Origin of the sequence: Proteus vulgaris (assembly GCF_011045815.1) — a bacterium.
In the GTDB taxonomy this organism is placed as follows: Bacteria; Pseudomonadota; Gammaproteobacteria; order Enterobacterales; family Enterobacteriaceae; genus Proteus; species Proteus vulgaris_B.
In genome coordinates this window covers 2,090,914-2,109,658 of the sequence record NZ_CP047344.1, presented here as the reverse complement: position 1 = coordinate 2,109,658, position 18,745 = coordinate 2,090,914, and the positions used below count along the sequence as shown (strand labels likewise).

At 37.9% G+C, this 18,745-nt stretch carries 12 protein-coding genes; 8 read left to right on the top strand and 4 right to left on the bottom strand.

From position 1 onward, the window contains the following. Positions 1-161: 161 nt before the first annotated feature. Positions 162-4,058: an ATP-dependent RNA helicase HrpA gene (hrpA, locus tag GTH24_RS09960; RefSeq protein ID WP_141650176.1), complete on the top strand. Its 3,897-nt coding sequence runs from the start codon at positions 162-164 to the stop codon at positions 4,056-4,058. A 270-nt stretch (positions 4,059-4,328) separates the two neighbouring features. Here hrpA and GTH24_RS09955 read toward each other — a convergent pair whose 3' ends face one another. Both GTH24_RS09955 and ydgH read right to left on the bottom strand, forming a co-directional pair. Then, positions 4,329-5,723, bottom strand: a complete 1,395-nt coding sequence (locus GTH24_RS09955; protein ID WP_072068175.1) for a basic amino acid/polyamine antiporter — start codon at positions 5,721-5,723, stop codon at positions 4,329-4,331. A gap of 264 nt (positions 5,724-5,987) precedes the next feature. Next, entirely contained in the window at positions 5,988-6,941 is a 954-nt protein-coding gene (ydgH, locus tag GTH24_RS09950) for a DUF1471 family protein YdgH (RefSeq protein WP_072068174.1), read from the bottom strand. A 386-nt stretch (positions 6,942-7,327) separates the two neighbouring features. On the opposite strand from ydgH, the gene pntA reads away from it, so the two are divergent. Both pntA and pntB read left to right on the top strand, forming a co-directional pair. Continuing rightward, positions 7,328-8,857 (top strand): Re/Si-specific NAD(P)(+) transhydrogenase subunit alpha, encoded by a 1,530-nt coding sequence (gene pntA / locus GTH24_RS09945; RefSeq protein WP_072068173.1) that lies wholly within the window; start codon positions 7,328-7,330, stop codon positions 8,855-8,857. Positions 8,858-8,868: 11 nt separating this feature from the next. Further along, positions 8,869-10,257: a Re/Si-specific NAD(P)(+) transhydrogenase subunit beta gene (gene pntB / locus GTH24_RS09940; protein WP_164526354.1), complete on the top strand. Its 1,389-nt coding sequence runs from the start codon at positions 8,869-8,871 to the stop codon at positions 10,255-10,257. A gap of 72 nt (positions 10,258-10,329) precedes the next feature. Here the strand turns inward: pntB and uspE are convergent, their stop codons facing one another. Together uspE and GTH24_RS09930 are read right to left on the bottom strand one after the other, a co-directional pair. Next, the gene (gene uspE, locus GTH24_RS09935) at positions 10,330-11,280 is read right to left on the bottom strand and encodes a universal stress protein UspE (protein WP_072068171.1); all 951 of its coding nucleotides are present in this window, start codon (positions 11,278-11,280) and stop codon (positions 10,330-10,332) included. Between the two features lie 143 nt (positions 11,281-11,423). Further along, a complete protein-coding gene (locus GTH24_RS09930; RefSeq protein ID WP_072068170.1) occupies positions 11,424-12,182 on the bottom strand; it encodes an FNR family transcription factor in 759 nt (252 codons plus the stop codon). A gap of 572 nt (positions 12,183-12,754) precedes the next feature. Here GTH24_RS09930 and GTH24_RS09925 point away from each other — a divergent pair. The 5 genes from GTH24_RS09925 to GTH24_RS09905 all read left to right on the top strand — a co-directional run bounded on the left by GTH24_RS09925 (position 12,755) and on the right by GTH24_RS09905 (position 18,699). Continuing rightward, positions 12,755-15,145 (top strand): DMSO/selenate family reductase complex A subunit, encoded by a 2,391-nt coding sequence (locus tag GTH24_RS09925; RefSeq protein ID WP_164526353.1) that lies wholly within the window; start codon positions 12,755-12,757, stop codon positions 15,143-15,145. Beyond that, on the top strand, positions 15,142-15,771 hold the full coding sequence (locus tag GTH24_RS09920) for a DMSO/selenate family reductase complex B subunit (protein ID WP_072068168.1): 630 nt from the start codon (positions 15,142-15,144) through the stop codon (positions 15,769-15,771). Before GTH24_RS09925 ends, GTH24_RS09920 begins: the two co-directional genes overlap by 4 nt. Next, positions 15,768-16,640 carry a dimethyl sulfoxide reductase anchor subunit family protein gene (locus tag GTH24_RS09915; protein ID WP_072068167.1) on the top strand — a complete coding sequence of 291 codons (873 nt, stop codon included), beginning with the start codon at positions 15,768-15,770 and terminating at the stop codon, positions 16,638-16,640. Before GTH24_RS09920 ends, GTH24_RS09915 begins: the two co-directional genes overlap by 4 nt. 14 nt (positions 16,641-16,654) lie before the next feature. Further along, entirely contained in the window at positions 16,655-17,539 is an 885-nt protein-coding gene (locus GTH24_RS09910) for a 4Fe-4S binding protein (protein ID WP_072068166.1), read from the top strand. Between the two features lie 131 nt (positions 17,540-17,670). Beyond that, on the top strand, positions 17,671-18,699 hold the full coding sequence (locus GTH24_RS09905) for an NAD(P)H-quinone oxidoreductase (protein WP_072068165.1): 1,029 nt from the start codon (positions 17,671-17,673) through the stop codon (positions 18,697-18,699). Positions 18,700-18,745 lie beyond the last annotated feature (46 nt).

The window sequence follows — 18,745 nt, the reverse complement described above, 5'->3', positions numbered from 1 at the left end:
AAATATCACATCACAATCCTTTGAATATGCTATTCAAAATTATTGATTATATGAAATTATAGACTAAGAAATTTAACCAAGCCTTTATGTGCCAATAGCCTGTTGTGATATCATAAAGGCATTAGTTTTGATTAGAATAACCTCAAAAAGGATAATAAAAGGTGACATTATCATCTGCCATGCTCTATCAAGAAATAGAGCAATTATCGTTGCGGGAGCAGCATCGGTTAAGAAAACGTCTACGTGGCGTCGCTAAAATTAATAATGAAGAGTCCAAACAGGCGGTATTAAGTGAAATTAAGCAAGATATCACCACAGCACAACAGATGATAATTCGCCGCCAAGCTAATTGTCCTGAAATTACTTACCCAGAAAATCTTCCAGTTAGTCAAAAGAAAGATGCTATTTATAATGCAATAAGAGATAACCAAGTCGTTATTATTGCAGGGGAAACTGGCTCTGGTAAGACAACACAGATCCCTAAAGTTTGTCTTGAATTAGGTCGAGGGATCAAAGGATTTATTGGTCATACTCAACCGCGTCGTTTAGCTGCACGTTCAGTGGCTGAACGTATCGCTCATGAATTAAAAAGTACGTTAGGAGAATCTGTAGGTTATAAGGTTCGTTTTAGCGATCATGTTGGTGACAATACACTTGTTAAATTGATGACTGATGGAATTTTGTTAGCAGAATTACAACAAGACAAACTGTTACTGCAATATGACACGATCATTATCGATGAAGCTCATGAACGTAGTTTAAATATCGATTTCATTCTTGGCTATTTAAAACAGCTATTACCTAAACGTCCTGATTTAAAAGTCATCATTACATCAGCAACCATTGATCCTGAGCGTTTTTCTAAACACTTTAGTCAAGCTCCAATTATTGAAGTATCAGGTAGAACTTATCCTGTTGAAGTGAGGTATCGCCCAATTGGTGGTGATGAACTGGATAGCGATAAGGATATGACTGATGGGATTATTGATGCTATTGATGAATTAAGCCGAGAAAGTGCGGGTGATATTCTTATTTTTATGAGTGGTGAACGAGAAATTCGCGATACTGCTGATGCTTTGAATAAATTACAACTTCGCCACACTGAAGTATTACCTTTATTTGCCCGTTTATCTAACAGTGAACAAAATCGAATTTTTCATCCCCATAATGGCAGACGTATTATTTTAGCAACTAACGTTGCCGAAACTTCATTAACTGTACCAGGTATTAAATACGTTATTGATACGGGGTTCGCCCGCGTCAGTCGTTATAGTTATCGTACTAAAGTACAACGACTTCCAATAGAGCCTATTTCTCAAGCATCAGCCAATCAAAGGAAAGGGCGTTGTGGTCGTGTTTCTGATGGTATTTGTATTCGTCTTTATTCAGAAGATGATTTTATTTCTCGTGCTGAGTTTACTGATCCTGAAATATTAAGAACTAACCTTGCATCTGTTATTTTGCAAATGACCTCAATAGGATTAGGTGATATTGGTGCGTTCCCATTTGTACAGCCACCCGATAAACGTAATATTCAAGATGGTGTTCGATTATTAGAAGAGCTAGGAGCATTACAAGAGGGAACAGATAATAATGGCGCTTATCGTTTAACCCCTATGGGAAAACAACTTGCACAACTTCCTATTGATCCTCGTTTAGCAAGAATGGTACTTGAAGCGCGTAAATATGGTGCTGTTAAAGAGTTGATGGTTATTACTTCCGCGCTTTCAATTCAAGATCCTCGTGAAAGACCGATGGATAAACAACAAGCTTCTGATGAGAAACATCGGCGCTTCCAAGATAAAGATTCTGATTTCTTGTCTTTTTTAAACATGTGGGATTATTTAAAAACTCAACAAAAAGAGTTGAGTCATTCCCAGTTTAGAAAACTGTGTCGCCAAGAATTTTTAAATTTTATGCGCGTTCGAGAGTGGCAAGATGTTTATACGCAATTACGACAAGTTGTGAAAGAATTAGGTTTTCCAGTTAATAGTGAGCCTGCTGATTTTAGAAGTGTTCATGTCGCACTCCTAAGCGGTTTATTGTCGCATATTGGACAAAAAGATGCAGATAAACAAGAGTTCACAGGTGCAAGAAATGCTCGTTTTTCTATTTATCCTGGCTCAGGTCTATTCAAAAAACCGCCTAAATGGACAATGGTGGCGGAGCTTGTCGAAACATCTCGTTTATGGGGGAGAATTGCGGCTCGGATTGAACCAGAATGGATTGAACCTATTGCTGAACATTTGGTGAAACATCAATATAGCGAACCTCATTGGTCAAAAGCGCAAGGTGCTGTAATGGCTAATGAAAAAGTAACATTGTATGGTTTACCTATCGTTGCCTCTCGACCTATAAATTATAGTCAAATTGATCCGCTTTTATGCCGTGAACTCTTTATTCGACACGCCTTAGTGGAAGGGGATTGGCAAACTCGTCATGCATTTTTCCGTGACAATTTAAAATTGCGGACAGAAGTTGAAGAGTTGGAACATAAATCCCGTCGTCGTGACATTCTTGTCGATGATGAAACAATGTTTACTTTCTACGATCAACGAATACCTCAGGATGTTGTTTCATCTCGGCATTTTGATAAATGGTGGAAAGAGGCACAGAAAACATCACCTGATCTGCTTAACTTTGAAAAAAGTATGCTTATCAAAGATGATGCTAAACGAGTTAGTGCATTAGATTATCCGAACTACTGGCAACAAGATAATTTAAAATTACGCTTAACCTATCAATTTGAACCGGGTACTGCGGCTGATGGTGTCACTGTCCATATTCCATTACCTATTTTAAATCAGGTAAAAGACGAAGGTTTTGATTGGCAAATTCCGGGTATTCGTCATGAATTGATTGTGGCCTTGATTAAGTCATTACCAAAACCTATCCGCCGTAATTTTGTACCAGCACCTAACTATGCCTCTGCTTTTTTAGAGCGTGTACCTCAAGTTGAAGGTGATTTACTCGATAGACTTGAAAAAGAATTACGTCGTATGACGGGCGTGACCGTTGATAGAGAGAGTTGGCAGCTTGATCAAGTTGCCGAACACTTAAAAATGACATTTCGTGTTGTTGGCGATAAAAATAAAATTCTGGCAGAAAGTAAAGATCTCAATAAATTAAAAGAGAACTTAAAGGAAAAAGTGCAAGAAACTTTATCGGCTGTGGCTGATGATGGTATTGAGCAGCAAAATCTGCATATTTGGAGTTTTGGTGATTTGCCTCAGCGTTATGAGCAAAAACGCGGTGGTTATTCAGTGAAGGCTTATCCGGCACTTGTTGATGAAAAAAATAGTGTAGGTATTAAGCTTTTTGAAACAGAAACTGAACAGCAAGCTTCAATGTGGGAAGGGGTACGACGGTTATTATTATTAAATATTCCTTCACCGATTAAATACTTGCATGAAAAATTACCAAATAAAGCAAAACTTGGTCTTTATTTTAATCCTTATGGCAAAGTGCTTGATTTAATCGATGACTGTATCGCTTGTGGTGTTGATAAACTTATCTCATCTTATGGTGGTTTAATTTGGCAAGAAGACGAATATCAAAAGCTACAAGAGTATGTCAGAGCAGAATTAAATGATGCTGTGGTTGATATAGCAAAACAAGTTGAAGCAATTTTAACGCAAGTATTTGCCATCAATAAGCGTTTAAAGGGGCGGGTTGATATTAGTGTTGCTTTTGCATTATCTGATATTAAAGCCCAGCTTGGCCAGTTAGTTTTTCCTGGTTTTGTTACCTCTCACGGTTGGAAACGCCTTGCTGATATTCCTCGTTATTTAAGTGCGATTGAAAAACGAATGGAAAAATTGGCTATCGATCCTAATCGTGATCGTGCTCAAATGAGCCGAGTTGAAAATGTTATTCAGCAATGGCAACAATGGTTAGGCAAATTGACTGAAAAACAAAAACAGCAAGACGATGTACAAAATATTCGCTGGATGATAGAGGAGTTAAGAGTGAGTCTATTTGCTCAACAGATAGGAACACCTTATCCAATCTCAGATAAACGTATATTGCAGGCAATAGAACAAATAAGTTTTAACTAATTAAATAGTGACATGTTTGAACCCACGGGAACTTATACTTCTTGTGGGTTTTTTTATTCTCTTGCTAATTAATAGTTATCTATATATTAGTTACAACATGCTATAAGTTTCTTAACCTATACATACCTAACCATTTGTGTAAAAAATAACAGCTTAGTAGGGGGAAAATTACCCGTTTAAAAATAGGGTTTTTAATAGAGACAAATATGAGAGAAAAAGCTAAAGAGGAAGAAAAGAGGTGCTATTTTTATTGCACCTCTAGGCGTGATTTTAGTAAAGAGATAAGTAACCTAATGCAGGAATAGCACCAAATAACACAAGTACCAACAGGATCTTCTCACCTAACAGTAAGGGTTTATTGTCTTTATATTGTTTGCGTGTATATAAAAACATCAAGATACCTGGTGCGTAAAGCACAACAGATAACAATAAATTAATAACACCTGACGCATAAAGTAACCATAAACCATATAAACTTGCGGGTATAGCTATCAGTAATAAAGCACGGCTACTACGCGCAATAGCAACTTTAAATAGAAAAGCACCCACTAAGAAATAAGGAACAAGGATCATCTCTGAGGCGATAGTCAGTAGAGTGTTGTAGTTACTTCCTGTTAGCCAAATTAACACTAAAGAGAATTGAACAGCTAAGTTGGTAAACCATAATGAAGATGATGGTGCATCATTTTTATTTTGCTTACCGAGTTGTTTAGGAAATGAATGATGCAATGCTGCGATATAGGGAACTTCAGCGGCCATAATTGTCCAGCTTAAATATGCACCACAAACAGATAAAATAAGACCTGCGGCAATAATTATTTCACCCATACTACCAATCAGTTGTACAAGCAGAGGAGCCATTGATGGGTTTTTCATTGCGGCTAAATCAGCTTGACTGACTAAACCTTGTGATAAAAGTGTCACAAGAATATAAATAACCAGAGCAATAACAACGGCAAGTACAGTCGCTAAACCAACATCTCGTCGATTTTTAGCTCTTGCAGAAACGACAACGGCACCTTCAATACCAATAAATACCCATAGCGTGATCAGCATTGTATTTTTAACTTGGTCCCAAACAGGAATACCCATATTTATTCCTTGAAAATCAAGGGTAAATATATCCATATTGAAAGCTAATAGGGCGACAATAACAAATAATCCTAGCGGAATAAGTTTTGCCATTGTTGCCATTAAATTAATACTGGCGGCTGTTTGTACACCACGTAAGATAAGAAAATGGACAACCCAAAGTAATATGGATTCTCCTATTAAGGCCTGCCAAGTATTCCCATCACCAAAAATGACATTTTCAGGGGAATCTGTAAAAAAACTGAAGGCTGCAAAAACAATAACAAGATAAGAAACGTTAGCGACAACTGCGCAAACCCAATAACCCCATGCAGAGCAGAAACCAACAAACTCACCAAATCCTTCTTTAGCGTAAGTGAAAATACCACCGTCAAGATCAGGTCGCAGGCGAGAGAGAAGCAATAAAGACGTGGCAAGAAAGAGTATCCCAACACCCGTTATTACCCAGCCGATAATCAATGCAGCAGGGCTAGCAACTTCAGCCATATTTTGAGGCAAACTGAATACACCTGCACCAACCATTGAGCTTAACACTAACGCGGTGAGTGATATTAAGCCAAGTTTCTTATTCAAGGATAATTACCTACGTGATTAAAATTGTAAATAAATAGCGTATTTTCTTGTTTTTTGGTCAGTAAATAGAATAAATATGAATATCTCAAATTTAAATAAAGATAAAAACACTAAAAAACAGCGAGATTTTACGGAGAGTTAACTTGGTTGTCTATGCATTAAATCATAAAAATTATGCACTTTTACAAAATGTGGTTTGTTTGATTATATTTTGAGTAAAAAAAACCTCGCATAAGCAAGGTTTTTTTAAATTAGGAAGTTTTATTACTTGAATAAGTCAGCAGTAATAGTGACTGTACCACCATCACTTTGCCATTCATTGGTAATATGGTAATACTTGGCACCTTTTGCGGCTGCACGTTTAGCAACCTGATAAGAAATTTCTGGTGAGTTTACAAAGTACCCGCTAAATGTAATGGTATCAAAAGGATCCATTAACGCAGCAGCAGCTTTGTTAACTTCTTGAATTTCAGTGCCATCAGGTAATGTTACAGTGTAACGACCACTTGCACTCGAAGTTTGGGTATCAGCAAATGCACCTACGCTTCTATCAAAATCAGTGTTTGATGCAAGACCTGGTTTCTCAACTTTATTAGCAGCGACTCCGCCTTCTGCAATAAGTGCGCGACCGGCATCAGAATCATAGGGAACAACTGCTTCTGGTGCTTGAATAGCGCGTTTAGGCGCATCTTTTTTGTAGATATAAGCTGTAACTTCTTGGTTACCACCATCATTTGTCGATACATTACGTACAATAAAGAATGATGCAGCACCTTTTTTAGCCGCCGCTTTTGCAATTGCATCGTTAATATCTGGAGTTGTTGGGAAGTAACCACGGATAGAAACAGTATCAAATGGTTGTAACAGAATTGCTTCAGGTTTTGGTAATTCAGTTACGCCATGAAAAACACGATAGCTTTCTTCTTCTGCTTTGGGTGCATCTTTATGGTATAGATCAGCAGTAACACTCATGTTGCCACTATCACTAATATCATCTAGGCCTTGAATGTAGAAACTATCAGCACCGACTTTATCCGCACGACGAGATACCGCATCAGCGGCTTCATAAATAGCGTTAAAACGACCGATAACTGTAATTCTTTCAAATGGTTTTAGTTCTGCAGCTTGTTCGGGGGTTAATTCCTGAGCAGCCTGCGCAACAGTGATATTAGTTAAAGATAACATCGCTGCTGCGATGACTGAGGTTTTCAGCTTCATACAAAATCCTTCCGCCTTGCGCAATTAATATTGGTCATGTGCTGAACGTAGTGGTTTATCACATAGGGATTAATTATTACATGTAATAATAGCATTTGTCGCATTATTTTATTTAGTGAATCACCACAGAGTCAAATGACCAGTATATGTTACCAGATATTTACCTGAATATAGTGAATAATTCATAAATATGCCTTTTCGACTAAAATGATCCAATTAAGTTCAATTTTAGCTTTACACAGATATAGATTATTGGTTTTATTTTCAGTAGGTTATTAGAGCTCCGATTAATGGCATGCATATTATTATTTTTAACATTTTTTTTGCATGAATGTGAAATTAACGGAGAGGTTTTAACAGGTCTCTATGGATAAGAAGGGAAAATTATGCGAATTGGTATACCCAAAGAGCGACTTTCTAATGAAACAAGGGTTGCGGCAACACCTGCCACAGTAACTCAACTCATAAAATTAGGATTTACAGTCGCAATTGAAAATAGTGCTGGTATTGCTTCAAGCTTTGAAGATAAAGCTTATCAAGACGCTGGTGCTGAGATCCTCGACCTCCAAAATGTTTGGCAGTCAGACATTATTTTGAAGGTAAATGCACCGCTTGATAATGAAATAACATTATTACAAGAAGGTGCAACGTTAGTGAGTTTTATATGGCCAGCACAAAATGCGCCATTGCTCGAAAAACTAGCTGAAAAGAACATTAACGTTATGGCCATGGATAGTGTGCCACGTATTTCTCGTGCACAATCTCTTGACGCGTTGAGCTCGATGGCAAACATTGCAGGTTATCGTGCTGTTGTTGAAGCCGCTCATGAATTTGGTCGATTCTTCACGGGACAAATTACTGCAGCTGGTAAAGTACCACCAGCTAAAGTGATGGTTATTGGTGCCGGTGTTGCAGGTCTTGCTGCGATTGGTGCAGCAGGAAGTCTTGGCGCAATTGTTCGTGCATTTGATACTCGTCCTGAAGTTAAAGAACAAGTTCAAAGTATGGGCGCTGAGTTTCTGGAACTTGATTTTAAGGAAGAAGCAGGCAGTGGTGATGGTTATGCCAAGGTAATGTCAAAAGCCTTTATTGATGCTGAAATGGCGTTATTTGCAGAACAAGCAAAAGATGTTGATATCATCATTACAACCGCATTAATCCCAGGAAAGCCAGCACCTCGTTTAATCACGAAAGAAATGGTTGATTCAATGAAGCCAGGGAGTGTGGTTGTTGATCTTGCTGCCCAAAATGGGGGGAACTGTGAATATACCGTACCGAATGAAGTCTTTACGACAGAACATGGTGTGAAAATTATTGGTTATACAGATCTTGCAGCTCGCTTGCCGGCACAATCGTCTCAGCTTTACGGTACTAACTTAGTCAATTTACTGAAATTACTTTGTAAAGAGAAAGATGGCAACATCAATATTGATTTTGATGATGTTGTTATTCGAGGCGTCACTGTTATTCGTGCCGGTGAAGTCACATGGCCTGCACCACCGATTCAAGTTTCAGCACAGCCTAAAGCTACGCCTGCTGCGAAACCACAAGAGAAACCCGTTGCTAAACCTGTTTCACCTTGGAAGAAATACGGCTTATTAGCTATTGCTTTCTTATTATTTGCATGGCTTGCCAATGTTGCACCAAAAGAATTTTTATCTCACTTTACGGTATTCGCGCTTTCTTGTGTGGTGGGATATTACGTTGTTTGGAATGTTAGCCATTCATTGCATACACCATTGATGTCAGTTACAAACGCAATTTCAGGCATTATCGTTGTCGGTGCTGTACTCCAAATTGGGAGTGGTGGTTGGGTTAGCCTCTTTTCGTTTGTCGCAATTTTAATTGCGAGTATTAATATTTTTGGTGGATTTACTGTTACTCAACGTATGTTGAAAATGTTCCGTAAAGGATAAGGGAGACAATTATGTCCAGCGGAGTTGTTACAGCGGCATATATTGTCGCCGCGATATTATTTATTTTTAGCCTTGCCGGCTTATCAAAGCATGAAACCTCTAAACAAGGTAACTACTTTGGTATTGCAGGGATGGCGATTGCATTGTTCGCAACCATTTTTGGACCTTATGCTGGCAATGTAGGTTGGATCATTATTGCAATGGTAATCGGTGCTGTTATTGGTATCCGTTTAGCTAAAAAAGTCGAAATGACTCAAATGCCAGAATTAGTTGCAATCTTACACAGTTTTGTAGGTTTAGCAGCTGTTTTAGTGGGTTTTAACAGTTATCTTGACCACAACACGGCAATGGATCCTGTGATGGTGAATATCCATCTAACAGAAGTTTTTTTAGGGATCTTTATTGGTGCAGTTACATTTACAGGTTCAATTGTTGCTTATGGTAAATTAAGTGGGAAAATGTCGTCGAAACCGATGATGTTGCCTAATCGCCATAAATTAAACCTTGCAGCTTTGGTTGTTTCTTTCTTATTGATGGTTTGGTTTGTTAAAACTGACAGTGTCGGCTTACAAGTTTTCTTAATCATCATAATGACTATAATTGCATTAGCATTTGGCTGGCATTTAGTTGCATCGATAGGTGGTGCTGATATGCCAGTTGTTGTTTCGATGCTGAACTCCTACTCAGGATGGGCAGCAGCAGCAGCAGGCTTTATGTTGAGCAATGACTTGTTAATTGTAACAGGTGCATTAGTGGGTTCTTCAGGTGCGATCCTTTCTTATATTATGTGTAAAGCGATGAATCGTTCTTTTATTAGCGTAATAGCAGGTGGATTTGGTACAGATGGTTCAGCTCCAACTGAAGAAGGTGAGATGGGAGAGTATCGCGAAACAACGGCTGAAGAAGTCGCTGACATGCTGAAAAATTCAACGTCCGTTATTATCACTCCAGGTTATGGATTGGCGGTTGCCCAAGCACAATATCCTGTGCATGACATCACTGAAAAATTACGTCAACGTGGTGTGAAAGTGCGTTTTGGTATTCACCCAGTAGCGGGGCGTTTACCGGGCCATATGAATGTATTGTTAGCGGAAGCTAAAGTGCCTTATGACGTTGTATTAGAAATGGATGAAATCAATGATGATTTCTCTGATACTGATACTGTTTTAGTTATTGGTGCTAACGATACGGTAAACCCAGCAGCACAAGATGATCCAAATAGCCCAATTGCAGGTATGCCAGTATTAGAAGTGTGGAAAGCACAAAACGTCATTGTGTTTAAACGCTCAATGAATACAGGTTATGCAGGAGTTCAAAATCCTCTGTTCTTTAAAGAGAATACACAAATGTTATTTGGCGATGCTAAAGCTAGCGTAGATGCAATTTTAAAAGCACTGTAATAGATACAGACAACGAATAGTGAAAAGCCAGTCAATTCTTTGACTGGCTTTTTTAATGGGTACTTTTAACAATCAATCGTGATCGCTATCAACTGTAATAGGACAGGTAAAACCATCAGGTTTGATGGCCAACAAATCACATTTAATATGATCTATCAGTTGTTCTGCAGTATTTCCTAAGAAGGCTGCTGAAAGCCCCGTTCTTCCTAAAATACCTAAAACAACAATACCTGCATTTAACTCTTCACAAACTTGAGGAATAACTTGTTCTGGTAATCCTTCTTTAACATGTGTTTTCTCTTCTGGGATGCCGAATTTCTGACGAAGCTCTTTCATCGCAATAAGATGCTGACCACGAAGTGCATTGTTATAAAGATTAGGATCAAAATCAGGTAACTCAATCGCAATATTAATCGGTGCAACAGGATAAGCACTGAGTAGATGAACATCAGGATCTTTTTGTATGCGATGAGATAAATCAGTTGTTAATTCGATAAGTTTTAGATTAAGAGCATCATGGTAAGATTCTTCATTTGATAAATTTGCCGCTACGACAATAGTGCCGTATTCAGGCCATTCTTTATCTTTAACCATCCAAACAGGGCAAGGACATTTTCTAAGTAATTGCCAATCTAGAGGAGTAAAAATAAGAGAACCTAATTTATCGTGTTGATGAGCCATTTTTATGAGTAAGTCATGTTGATGTGCTACAACTTCTTCAATAATGGCTTCATAAGGGCGATTATGCCAAATGACTTTAATGTCAATTTCTATACCGGCTTCAAGGTAATAGCGAGACTGCTGTTTGATCCAAGCTGCTTTTTGACTAATAACACCTTTGCGCATTGCGTTGCGTTCATCGGGAGATAAAAGGGTTGTCATGTCATAGGAGAGATCATAAACAGGTAGAAAAGCTTTTATCCGCCCACCATTACGCTGAACGATATAGACAGCACGGCGAAGTGCTGGTTGGTCATCTTGGTTAGGATCAATGACAACGAGAAGGTTTTGATATTTTTCCATTGTAATATCCTCTTTAGGGCTGGATTTATCCATCTACAATTTAAAGATAACCCAAGAAGATAAAATGCAATAGTACAAAATAGAAAATGGGGCACAAATTTGTGTGCCCCATTATAAAATTAGCGAGTGAAATGTAATACAGATTAAACTTCAGCTGACGAAGGAAGTTTACCAGCTAGTTCACTTAATAACGTACCATCTTCGATGGTAATGTATTTACCTTTAACGCTTAACATGCCACTTTTTTGGAAGCGACCTAATAAACGGCTAATTGTTTCGACGGTTAAACCCAAATAATTACCGATATCACCGCGGGTCATGGTTAAACGGAATTCACGAGGAGAAAAACCACGCTGAGCGAAACGACGAGAAAGGTTATAAATAAAAGCAGCCAAACGTTCTTCTGCATTCTTTTTCGATAGCAGTAAGATCATCTCTTGGTCACCTTTGATTTCACCACTCATCAGGCGCATCATTTGTTGACGTAAGTTAGGCATTTTGCCTGACAGATCATCCAAAGTCTCAAATGGAATTTCGCAAACCATTGATGTTTCTAAGGCTTGAGCGAAACTAGGGTGTTCGGTATTAATAATGGCGTCAAAACCAACCAAATCACCAGCAAGATGAAATCCTGTTATTTGCTCGTCGCCTTCTTCAGTAATGGTATAACTTTTAATTGTACCAGAACGTATGGCATAAAGTGATTTCAGCTCATCACCTGCTTTAAACAAGGTTTGACCTTTTTGGATGGGCTTTTTACGCTCGATAATATTATCGAGTTGATCAAGCTCATGCTCGTTTAAAGTAAACGGGATGCAGAGCTGGCTAATACTGCAATCCTGACAATGGATTGCACAACCGCCAGATTGGATTCGGCGAACGACGCGTTTTTCTGGGATCATAAGCTTGCTCATTACAAATAAAAATATTGATATGCGTCAATTTTAACACATATTGCAGTAATTGGTAAGGGGAATAACGATACGTGTAGAAATAATTCTGAATGTAACAAAACATGTATCTTGATAAAAACGATGTTTTGCTTAAAGGCTTATTTAGAACAATTTGCGCTAACCCTATACTCAATTGGTATATTATTCGATTTTCTAATGAAGTTATAGTGCTATTACTAAATTATCCTCGTCAAAAGCCAAAAATGAAGGTGTGCTTCAATATTTTCTATCTTTATATTGACATTTAGTTTACGGCTTTACCTTAAATTCGTGTTTTTTATACATAACTCTTTCTTTTATTAACATAAATATAGGTAAAGTTAACTAGATGTATTTTTGATGCAACTTAATGCTAACTTGAATTAGCTTTTCCTTATAAAAAGTGGGGGATCTGCAAAGAAGTGCGGAAAATTGAAACATTCTATTACCTATTAAGTGGTATTGATGTACATCAATGAGGGTTTACCACTATATCCTATCATTTTCACTAATGAGAGTTGTTATGTGAGAATGATAAACTAATGAAAAAAATAGAAAAAAGTGAGAAAAACAAAGGGATGATGTCATTGAGCCGTCGCCACTTTGTTCAAACAAGCGCCGCACTAGTTACTGTGCCATTTTTCGCACGAAATGCACACGCTAATACAGATAAAAGCTTACCAATGGCAAAAATAGACACCACTCCCGCTACTGTAGTAGCAACATGTAGCACTTTTGACTGTGGTGGGAAATGTGATATTCGAGCACATATAAAGGAAGGAATTGTCACTCGAATTACAACGAGACCCGATAATGAATTAGATGAAACCATGCCAATTATGCGAGCGTGTGTGCGCGGCAGAGGTTATCGTAAATTTTCTTATCATGCTGATAGATTAAAATACCCAATGAAAAGAGTCGGCAAACGTGGTGAAGGTAAATTTGAACGCATTTCATGGGATGAGGCAACAACACTAATTGCAGAAAACGTGACACGTTTAACGGTGAAACATGGTGCTGCAAGTCGTTTTTTAACTGTGAGCACAGCGGTAACAGGAGGGATCTTTTCTGGTGATACCATGATGAAGAAACTCTTTAACTTAACAGGAGGGTATCTTCCTTATTACCATTCAGTCAGTTTGGGTAACACTTTAAAGGTAACGCCTTATACTTATGGTATTGCAAAAACAGGTAGCTCTCTAGACACCCTTGAAGACACACCTTTAGTGATTTTATGGGGTCATAATCCTAATGAAACCATTTTTGGGCATACTAACCATTATTTTCAAAAGATGAAAAATAATGGGACTAAATTTATTGTGGTTGATCCTCGTTATTCCGATACCGCCCAATCTCTCGCTGATCAATGGATACCGCTTTTACCAACGACAGATAATGCTTTAATGGATGCAATGATGTATGTCATTGTCACCGAAAATCTTCATGACAAACCATTTATTGATAAATATGTAATTGGTTTTGATGAAGAGCATATGCCAGAAGGTGTTCCCGCTAATGAGTCTTTAGTTGCCTATTTAACAGGCATGAAAGATGGTGTCTTGAAAACGCCAGAATGGGCTGAAAATATTACACGAGTCCCTGCTAACACTATTCGTCAGTTAGCTCGTGAATATGCAATGACAAAACCAGCCGCATTAATTCAAGGTTGGGGGCCTCAACGTCATATTTGTGGTGAACGTAGTGCCAGAGGCTCGTCATTACTCGCAGCCATTACAGGAAATGTTGGTAAGAAAGGAGCATGGGCAGCAGGATATGGTGGTATTGGTAATCGTCAATCTATACATGGGCCTAATATTGGTGAAAATCCAGTAAAAGCCAAAATCTCTATTATGAACTGGATGCAGGCTGTTGAAGATGCAAGTTCAGTTCGTGCTGAAGATGGGCTTCTTGATGCAGATAAACTTGATACTAATATTAAGATGATCTTCTCATTAGCAGGCAATTATTTAGTTAACCAAAATCCCGATGTGAATGCAGCAGCAAAATTATTAGCAGATGAATCAAAAGTAGAGTTTATTGTTGTTAGTGATCTCTATTTATCACCTTCAGCAAAATATGCTGATTTAGTGTTGCCAGAGACCAGTTTTTTGGAACGCTGGAACATAGGCAACACATGGGGAACAGGTAATTATTTTCTACTTTCTGAGAAAGTTATTGAGCCCGCTTTTGAACGCCGTTCTGATTATGAATGGATCACGGAAGTTGCTGAAAAAATGGGTGTAAAAGAAGCGTTCACTGAAGGTCGTAGTGAGAAAGAGTGGATTTCCCACCTTGTTGATACTAACAAAACACGTTTTGAAGATAGACCTGATTTTCCTAATTTTGAAGAGTTACAAAAAACACGCCATTACCTTTTTAAAGATGCTCCTTTTGTTGCATTTGAAAAAAATATTAATGACTTTGAAAATAATCCATTCCCGACACCTTCAGGTAAAATTGAGATTTTTTCTAAACGTCTTTATGACATGAATAATCCTGATATTCCAGCTTTGTCTCATTATGTGCCAGCAATTGAAGGCCCAGAAGACAAATTAGCAGAAAAGTACCCATTGCAAATGTTGACTTGGAAAGGAAAAAATCGAGCTAACTCAACACAGTATGCTAATCCTTGGTTAAAAGAAGCTCAACGTCAAGAGGCGTGGATAAATCCAATTGATGCTGAAAATAGAGGTATCAAAGATGGTGACATGGTGCGTATTTATAACGATCGCGGGATCACTGAAATCCCAGCATTAGTAACACAACGCATTATTCCTGGAGTTGTTGGTTTACAAGCTGGTGCTTGGTGGGCTCCCGATGAAAACGGAGTTGATCATGGTGGATGCCCTAATGTTTTAACATCGACACGAATGACACCATTATCACATGGTAATTCACATTTAACGGTTTTAGTTGAGGTAACCAAAGCATGAGTAACTTTAAAGAATATGCACCGGTAAGCGATAAACAGCTCGGTTTCTTTATTGACTCCTCTCGTTGTTCTGGTTGCAAAGCTTGCCAAGTAGCATGTAAAGATAAAAATAATTTAGAAGTTGGCCGCCGTTTTCGCCGTATTTATGAAGTAAAAGGGGGCGGTTTTGCACCAACTGGACAAGGTGGTCTGGTTAATAATGTGTTTGCATATACATTAACTATTTCTTGTAACCACTGTGAATCACCCGTTTGTGTGAAAAACTGCCCAACAACAGCAATGCATAAACGAGAAGGTGATGGCATTGTTCGTGTTGATACCTCTAAATGCGTAGGTTGTGGTTATTGCGCGTGGTCATGCCCTTATGGCGCACCACAAATGAATGAAGAGACCGGACAAATGTCAAAATGTGATTTTTGTATTGATTTACTATCAGAAGGAAAAAATCCAATTTGCGTTGATACATGCCCGCTAAATGCGATCAAATTTGGCAAGATTAAAGAGTTAAGAGCGAAATATGGTCATTTAAGCCAAGTTCAAGGATTACCTGACTTTACGATGACTAATCCAAATTTAGTTATCAAACCTCATACTGGCGCGACGAAAAAGGGAGGAGTTCAAGCATGAATGAATGGCCATTAGTAACATTTACTTTATTCGTCCAGAGTTCTGTTGGCGTAACTCTTTTTTCGGCTCTTTATTTTTGTTGGTTAGAAAAAGAGATTGGTAATCAAAGAGCCACGATTGCTATGCGGCCCGTGTTATTAACTGCCACTATTTTAGGATGTTTAGGATTATTAGCATCAACGCTACATATGGGATATCCATGGAATGCTTTTCATGCATTACGCCATATTTCTTCATCATGGTTGAGTCGTGAAATCATATTTGCTGCTGTTTATCTTGGTGCATTATGCCTTTATACCTTAATGATTTTGATTAAAGGACGTATGAACAAAACTTTATTAGCGGTTATTGGTTTGTTTGGCATCATCGATATAATTTGTATGGCGTCATTGTATTACAACACTTCGATGCTGACATGGATGCACATTAATACTTACTTTATGTTTATAGGCGCACTATTTTCAACAGGGGCGGCTATAGCGCTATTAATAACAGCACTTCGAGTTAAAGCCTTTGTAAATAGTGAACTAGCAAAAAGAATTGTAATCAGTGCATTAGTCGTTATTTTTCTTGCTGTGACATTACGTATGGCGGAGCAACCCTTTTATTTAGAATGGATGTCATCAGTCATCTCAACTAATGATGTAATAACATTCCCTCATACGTCCATCATTGCGTATAATGAAACATTCGGATTAAGAATATCTGCATGGATTTTGTCAATTCTTGGTATTTTAATGATGGGATACAGTGTATGGAAATATCGTAATGCTGTATTTACTTCAGGATTGCGTATGGTAATAGTAAGTAGCGCAACAATACTGATTGCAGAAATTCTCAATCGTTTTGCATTCTTTATTGTAAAGTAGTGGAGTAGTGATGTATGAGGCGTTTTATTAAGGTGGATCTTCCTCCTGAACCAATTATTAATGATAAATGTGTTAGAAAACGCCTCAAACAAAGCCTATGTGATAGTTGCTCTAAAGTTTGTCCTGTAGGCGCTATCACTTTTGGTCATCTAGAGGTAAAAATAGATAATGAACGCTGTTTTCAATGCGGCAATTGCCTATTTACTTGCCCTGTAGATGCAATAGAAAACATTGCACCTCATGAAAGAACACATCAGGATAATTATCTTGTTGTTAATCATGATGAACCACTAGCCAGTACAGAAGAATTGTTAGTGTGGCATCGCCAATATCACATTAGAGGAATGAAAATAGCGCAACCTTTAGTGGATAAATGGCTTCCTGTTTTAGCGAATTTAAATCTTCAACTAAAAACATTACAAGAGCCTATCTGGCAATTAATGATCACGGAACCTACTGATATTGATAGCGGGCGTCGTTTTATGCTTTTTCGTCAAAAACTCGATGAAAAACCATTAAATAAAAACCAAGTAAGAACAGGATTAAATGCAAGAAAACAACTATATCCAGAAGATAGTTGGTTCCAAATCCAGTTAGATAACGAAACATGTATTCTTTGTTCCGCATGTGCCAAGGTCTGTGATGAAGGTGCGATTGAACTCGAAAACAATATATTCAAACTGGATGAAAAACGTTGCACTGGTTGTATGAATTGTGAAGTCGTTTGTTTTCCTAAATCTATTCATGTCAAAGAACATGTCGCTAAAAATAGCGAACCCACTCTTTACCACTATTATGATGCACACTGTGAAAAATGTCGGTTAGCTTTCTTATCATGGAAATCCGACGCAATATTGTGCCCGATTTGCATACAACATCAAAAGCAAGGTTGGTTATAATCTTCCTTTAAATACATTTGATCTATTTATTGCTTAATAGGCGAACACTTTTCTTAAAATAAATAAGATAAGTGATAGAAACAGCTTAATTAGCGTTAAACTCTGAGATTGGACAAATTAAATGGGAGCATATGATGAATACTGTTTTACCTGCAAACATGTTAGAGATTGCTATTATAGAACCTGGTGATATAGACAAATTACAAGCAAAAATATCATCCATTCCTTCACTTCCTCCTCATTATCTTTTAATTAAAGTTGCCGCCTCAGGTGTTAATCGACCGGATATTTTTCAAAGACAAGGAAGCTACCCGCCACCAGAAGATGCTTCGCCTATTCCTGGCCTTGAAGTTGCTGGAGAAGTAGTGGCTTTAGGTGAAGGCTGTACTAAATGGCAATTGGGTGATCGAGTTTGTGCTTTAGTTGCTGGTGGTGGTTATGCCCAATATTGTATTGCACATGAAGACATCGCATTACCATCAATGAATTTAACGGATATTGAAGCTGCCGCATTACCTGAAAACTTCTTTACTGTCTGGGCTAATTTATTCCAGTTAGGCAAACTAAAACAGGGTGAGTCTGTCCTTATTCATGGCGGAACATCTGGGATTGGCTCTACTGCGATTATGCTCGCTCATGCTATAGGGGCAACCATTTATACAACCGTAGGTTCTGAAGAAAAAAAGGAAGTAGCTTACAAAATTGGTGCTGATTATGTCATTAATTACAAACAAGCTGATTTCGCTAAAGAAATTCCTATCTTAACTCAGGGCAAAGGGGTAGATGTTGTACTTGATATTATCGGTGGCGATTATGTCGAAAAGAATTATCAAGTTGCGAGCAAATTTGGACGCATAATACAAGTGGGCATGATGAAAGGGATGCCAAAAAATGTAAATATGATGCCTATGATGATTAAACGATTAATTCATACAGGCTCAACGATGCGTTCTCGTTCAGTAGAAGAAAAAGCTTACATTGCACAAGAATTAAAACAACATGTGTGGCCATTGATTACTGAAGGTAAAGTTAAGCCAATAATTAATGCCATTTTCCCATTAACAGAAGCAGGAAAAGCTCATCAGTTAATGGAGTCTGGTGATTTAATTGGTAAAGTTATGCTAGAAAATACGACTTATAACGTAAATGATAGTAACTAAGGGTGTTAAATATTATTTGTTATAAGAAGTGATGGTTATTTTTTGT

Bases quoted from the DNA above. Each gene is read 5' to 3' on its own strand.
- ydgH (WP_072068174.1), bottom strand. From the start codon at position 6,941: ATGAAGCTGAAAACCTCAGTCATCGCAGCAGCGATGTTATCTTTAACT.
- pntA (WP_072068173.1), top strand. From the start codon at position 7,328: ATGCGAATTGGTATACCCAAAGAGCGACTTTCTAATGAAACAAGGGTT.
- pntB (WP_164526354.1), top strand. From the start codon at position 8,869: ATGTCCAGCGGAGTTGTTACAGCGGCATATATTGTCGCCGCGATATTA.
- uspE (WP_072068171.1), bottom strand. From the start codon at position 11,280: ATGGAAAAATATCAAAACCTTCTCGTTGTCATTGATCCTAACCAAGAT.
- GTH24_RS09930 (WP_072068170.1), bottom strand. From the start codon at position 12,182: ATGATCCCAGAAAAACGCGTCGTTCGCCGAATCCAATCTGGCGGTTGT.
- GTH24_RS09925 (WP_164526353.1), top strand. From the start codon at position 12,755: ATGAAAAAAATAGAAAAAAGTGAGAAAAACAAAGGGATGATGTCATTG.
- GTH24_RS09920 (WP_072068168.1), top strand. From the start codon at position 15,142: ATGAGTAACTTTAAAGAATATGCACCGGTAAGCGATAAACAGCTCGGT.
- GTH24_RS09915 (WP_072068167.1), top strand. From the start codon at position 15,768: ATGAATGAATGGCCATTAGTAACATTTACTTTATTCGTCCAGAGTTCT.
- GTH24_RS09910 (WP_072068166.1), top strand. From the start codon at position 16,655: ATGAGGCGTTTTATTAAGGTGGATCTTCCTCCTGAACCAATTATTAAT.
- GTH24_RS09905 (WP_072068165.1), top strand. From the start codon at position 17,671: ATGATGAATACTGTTTTACCTGCAAACATGTTAGAGATTGCTATTATA.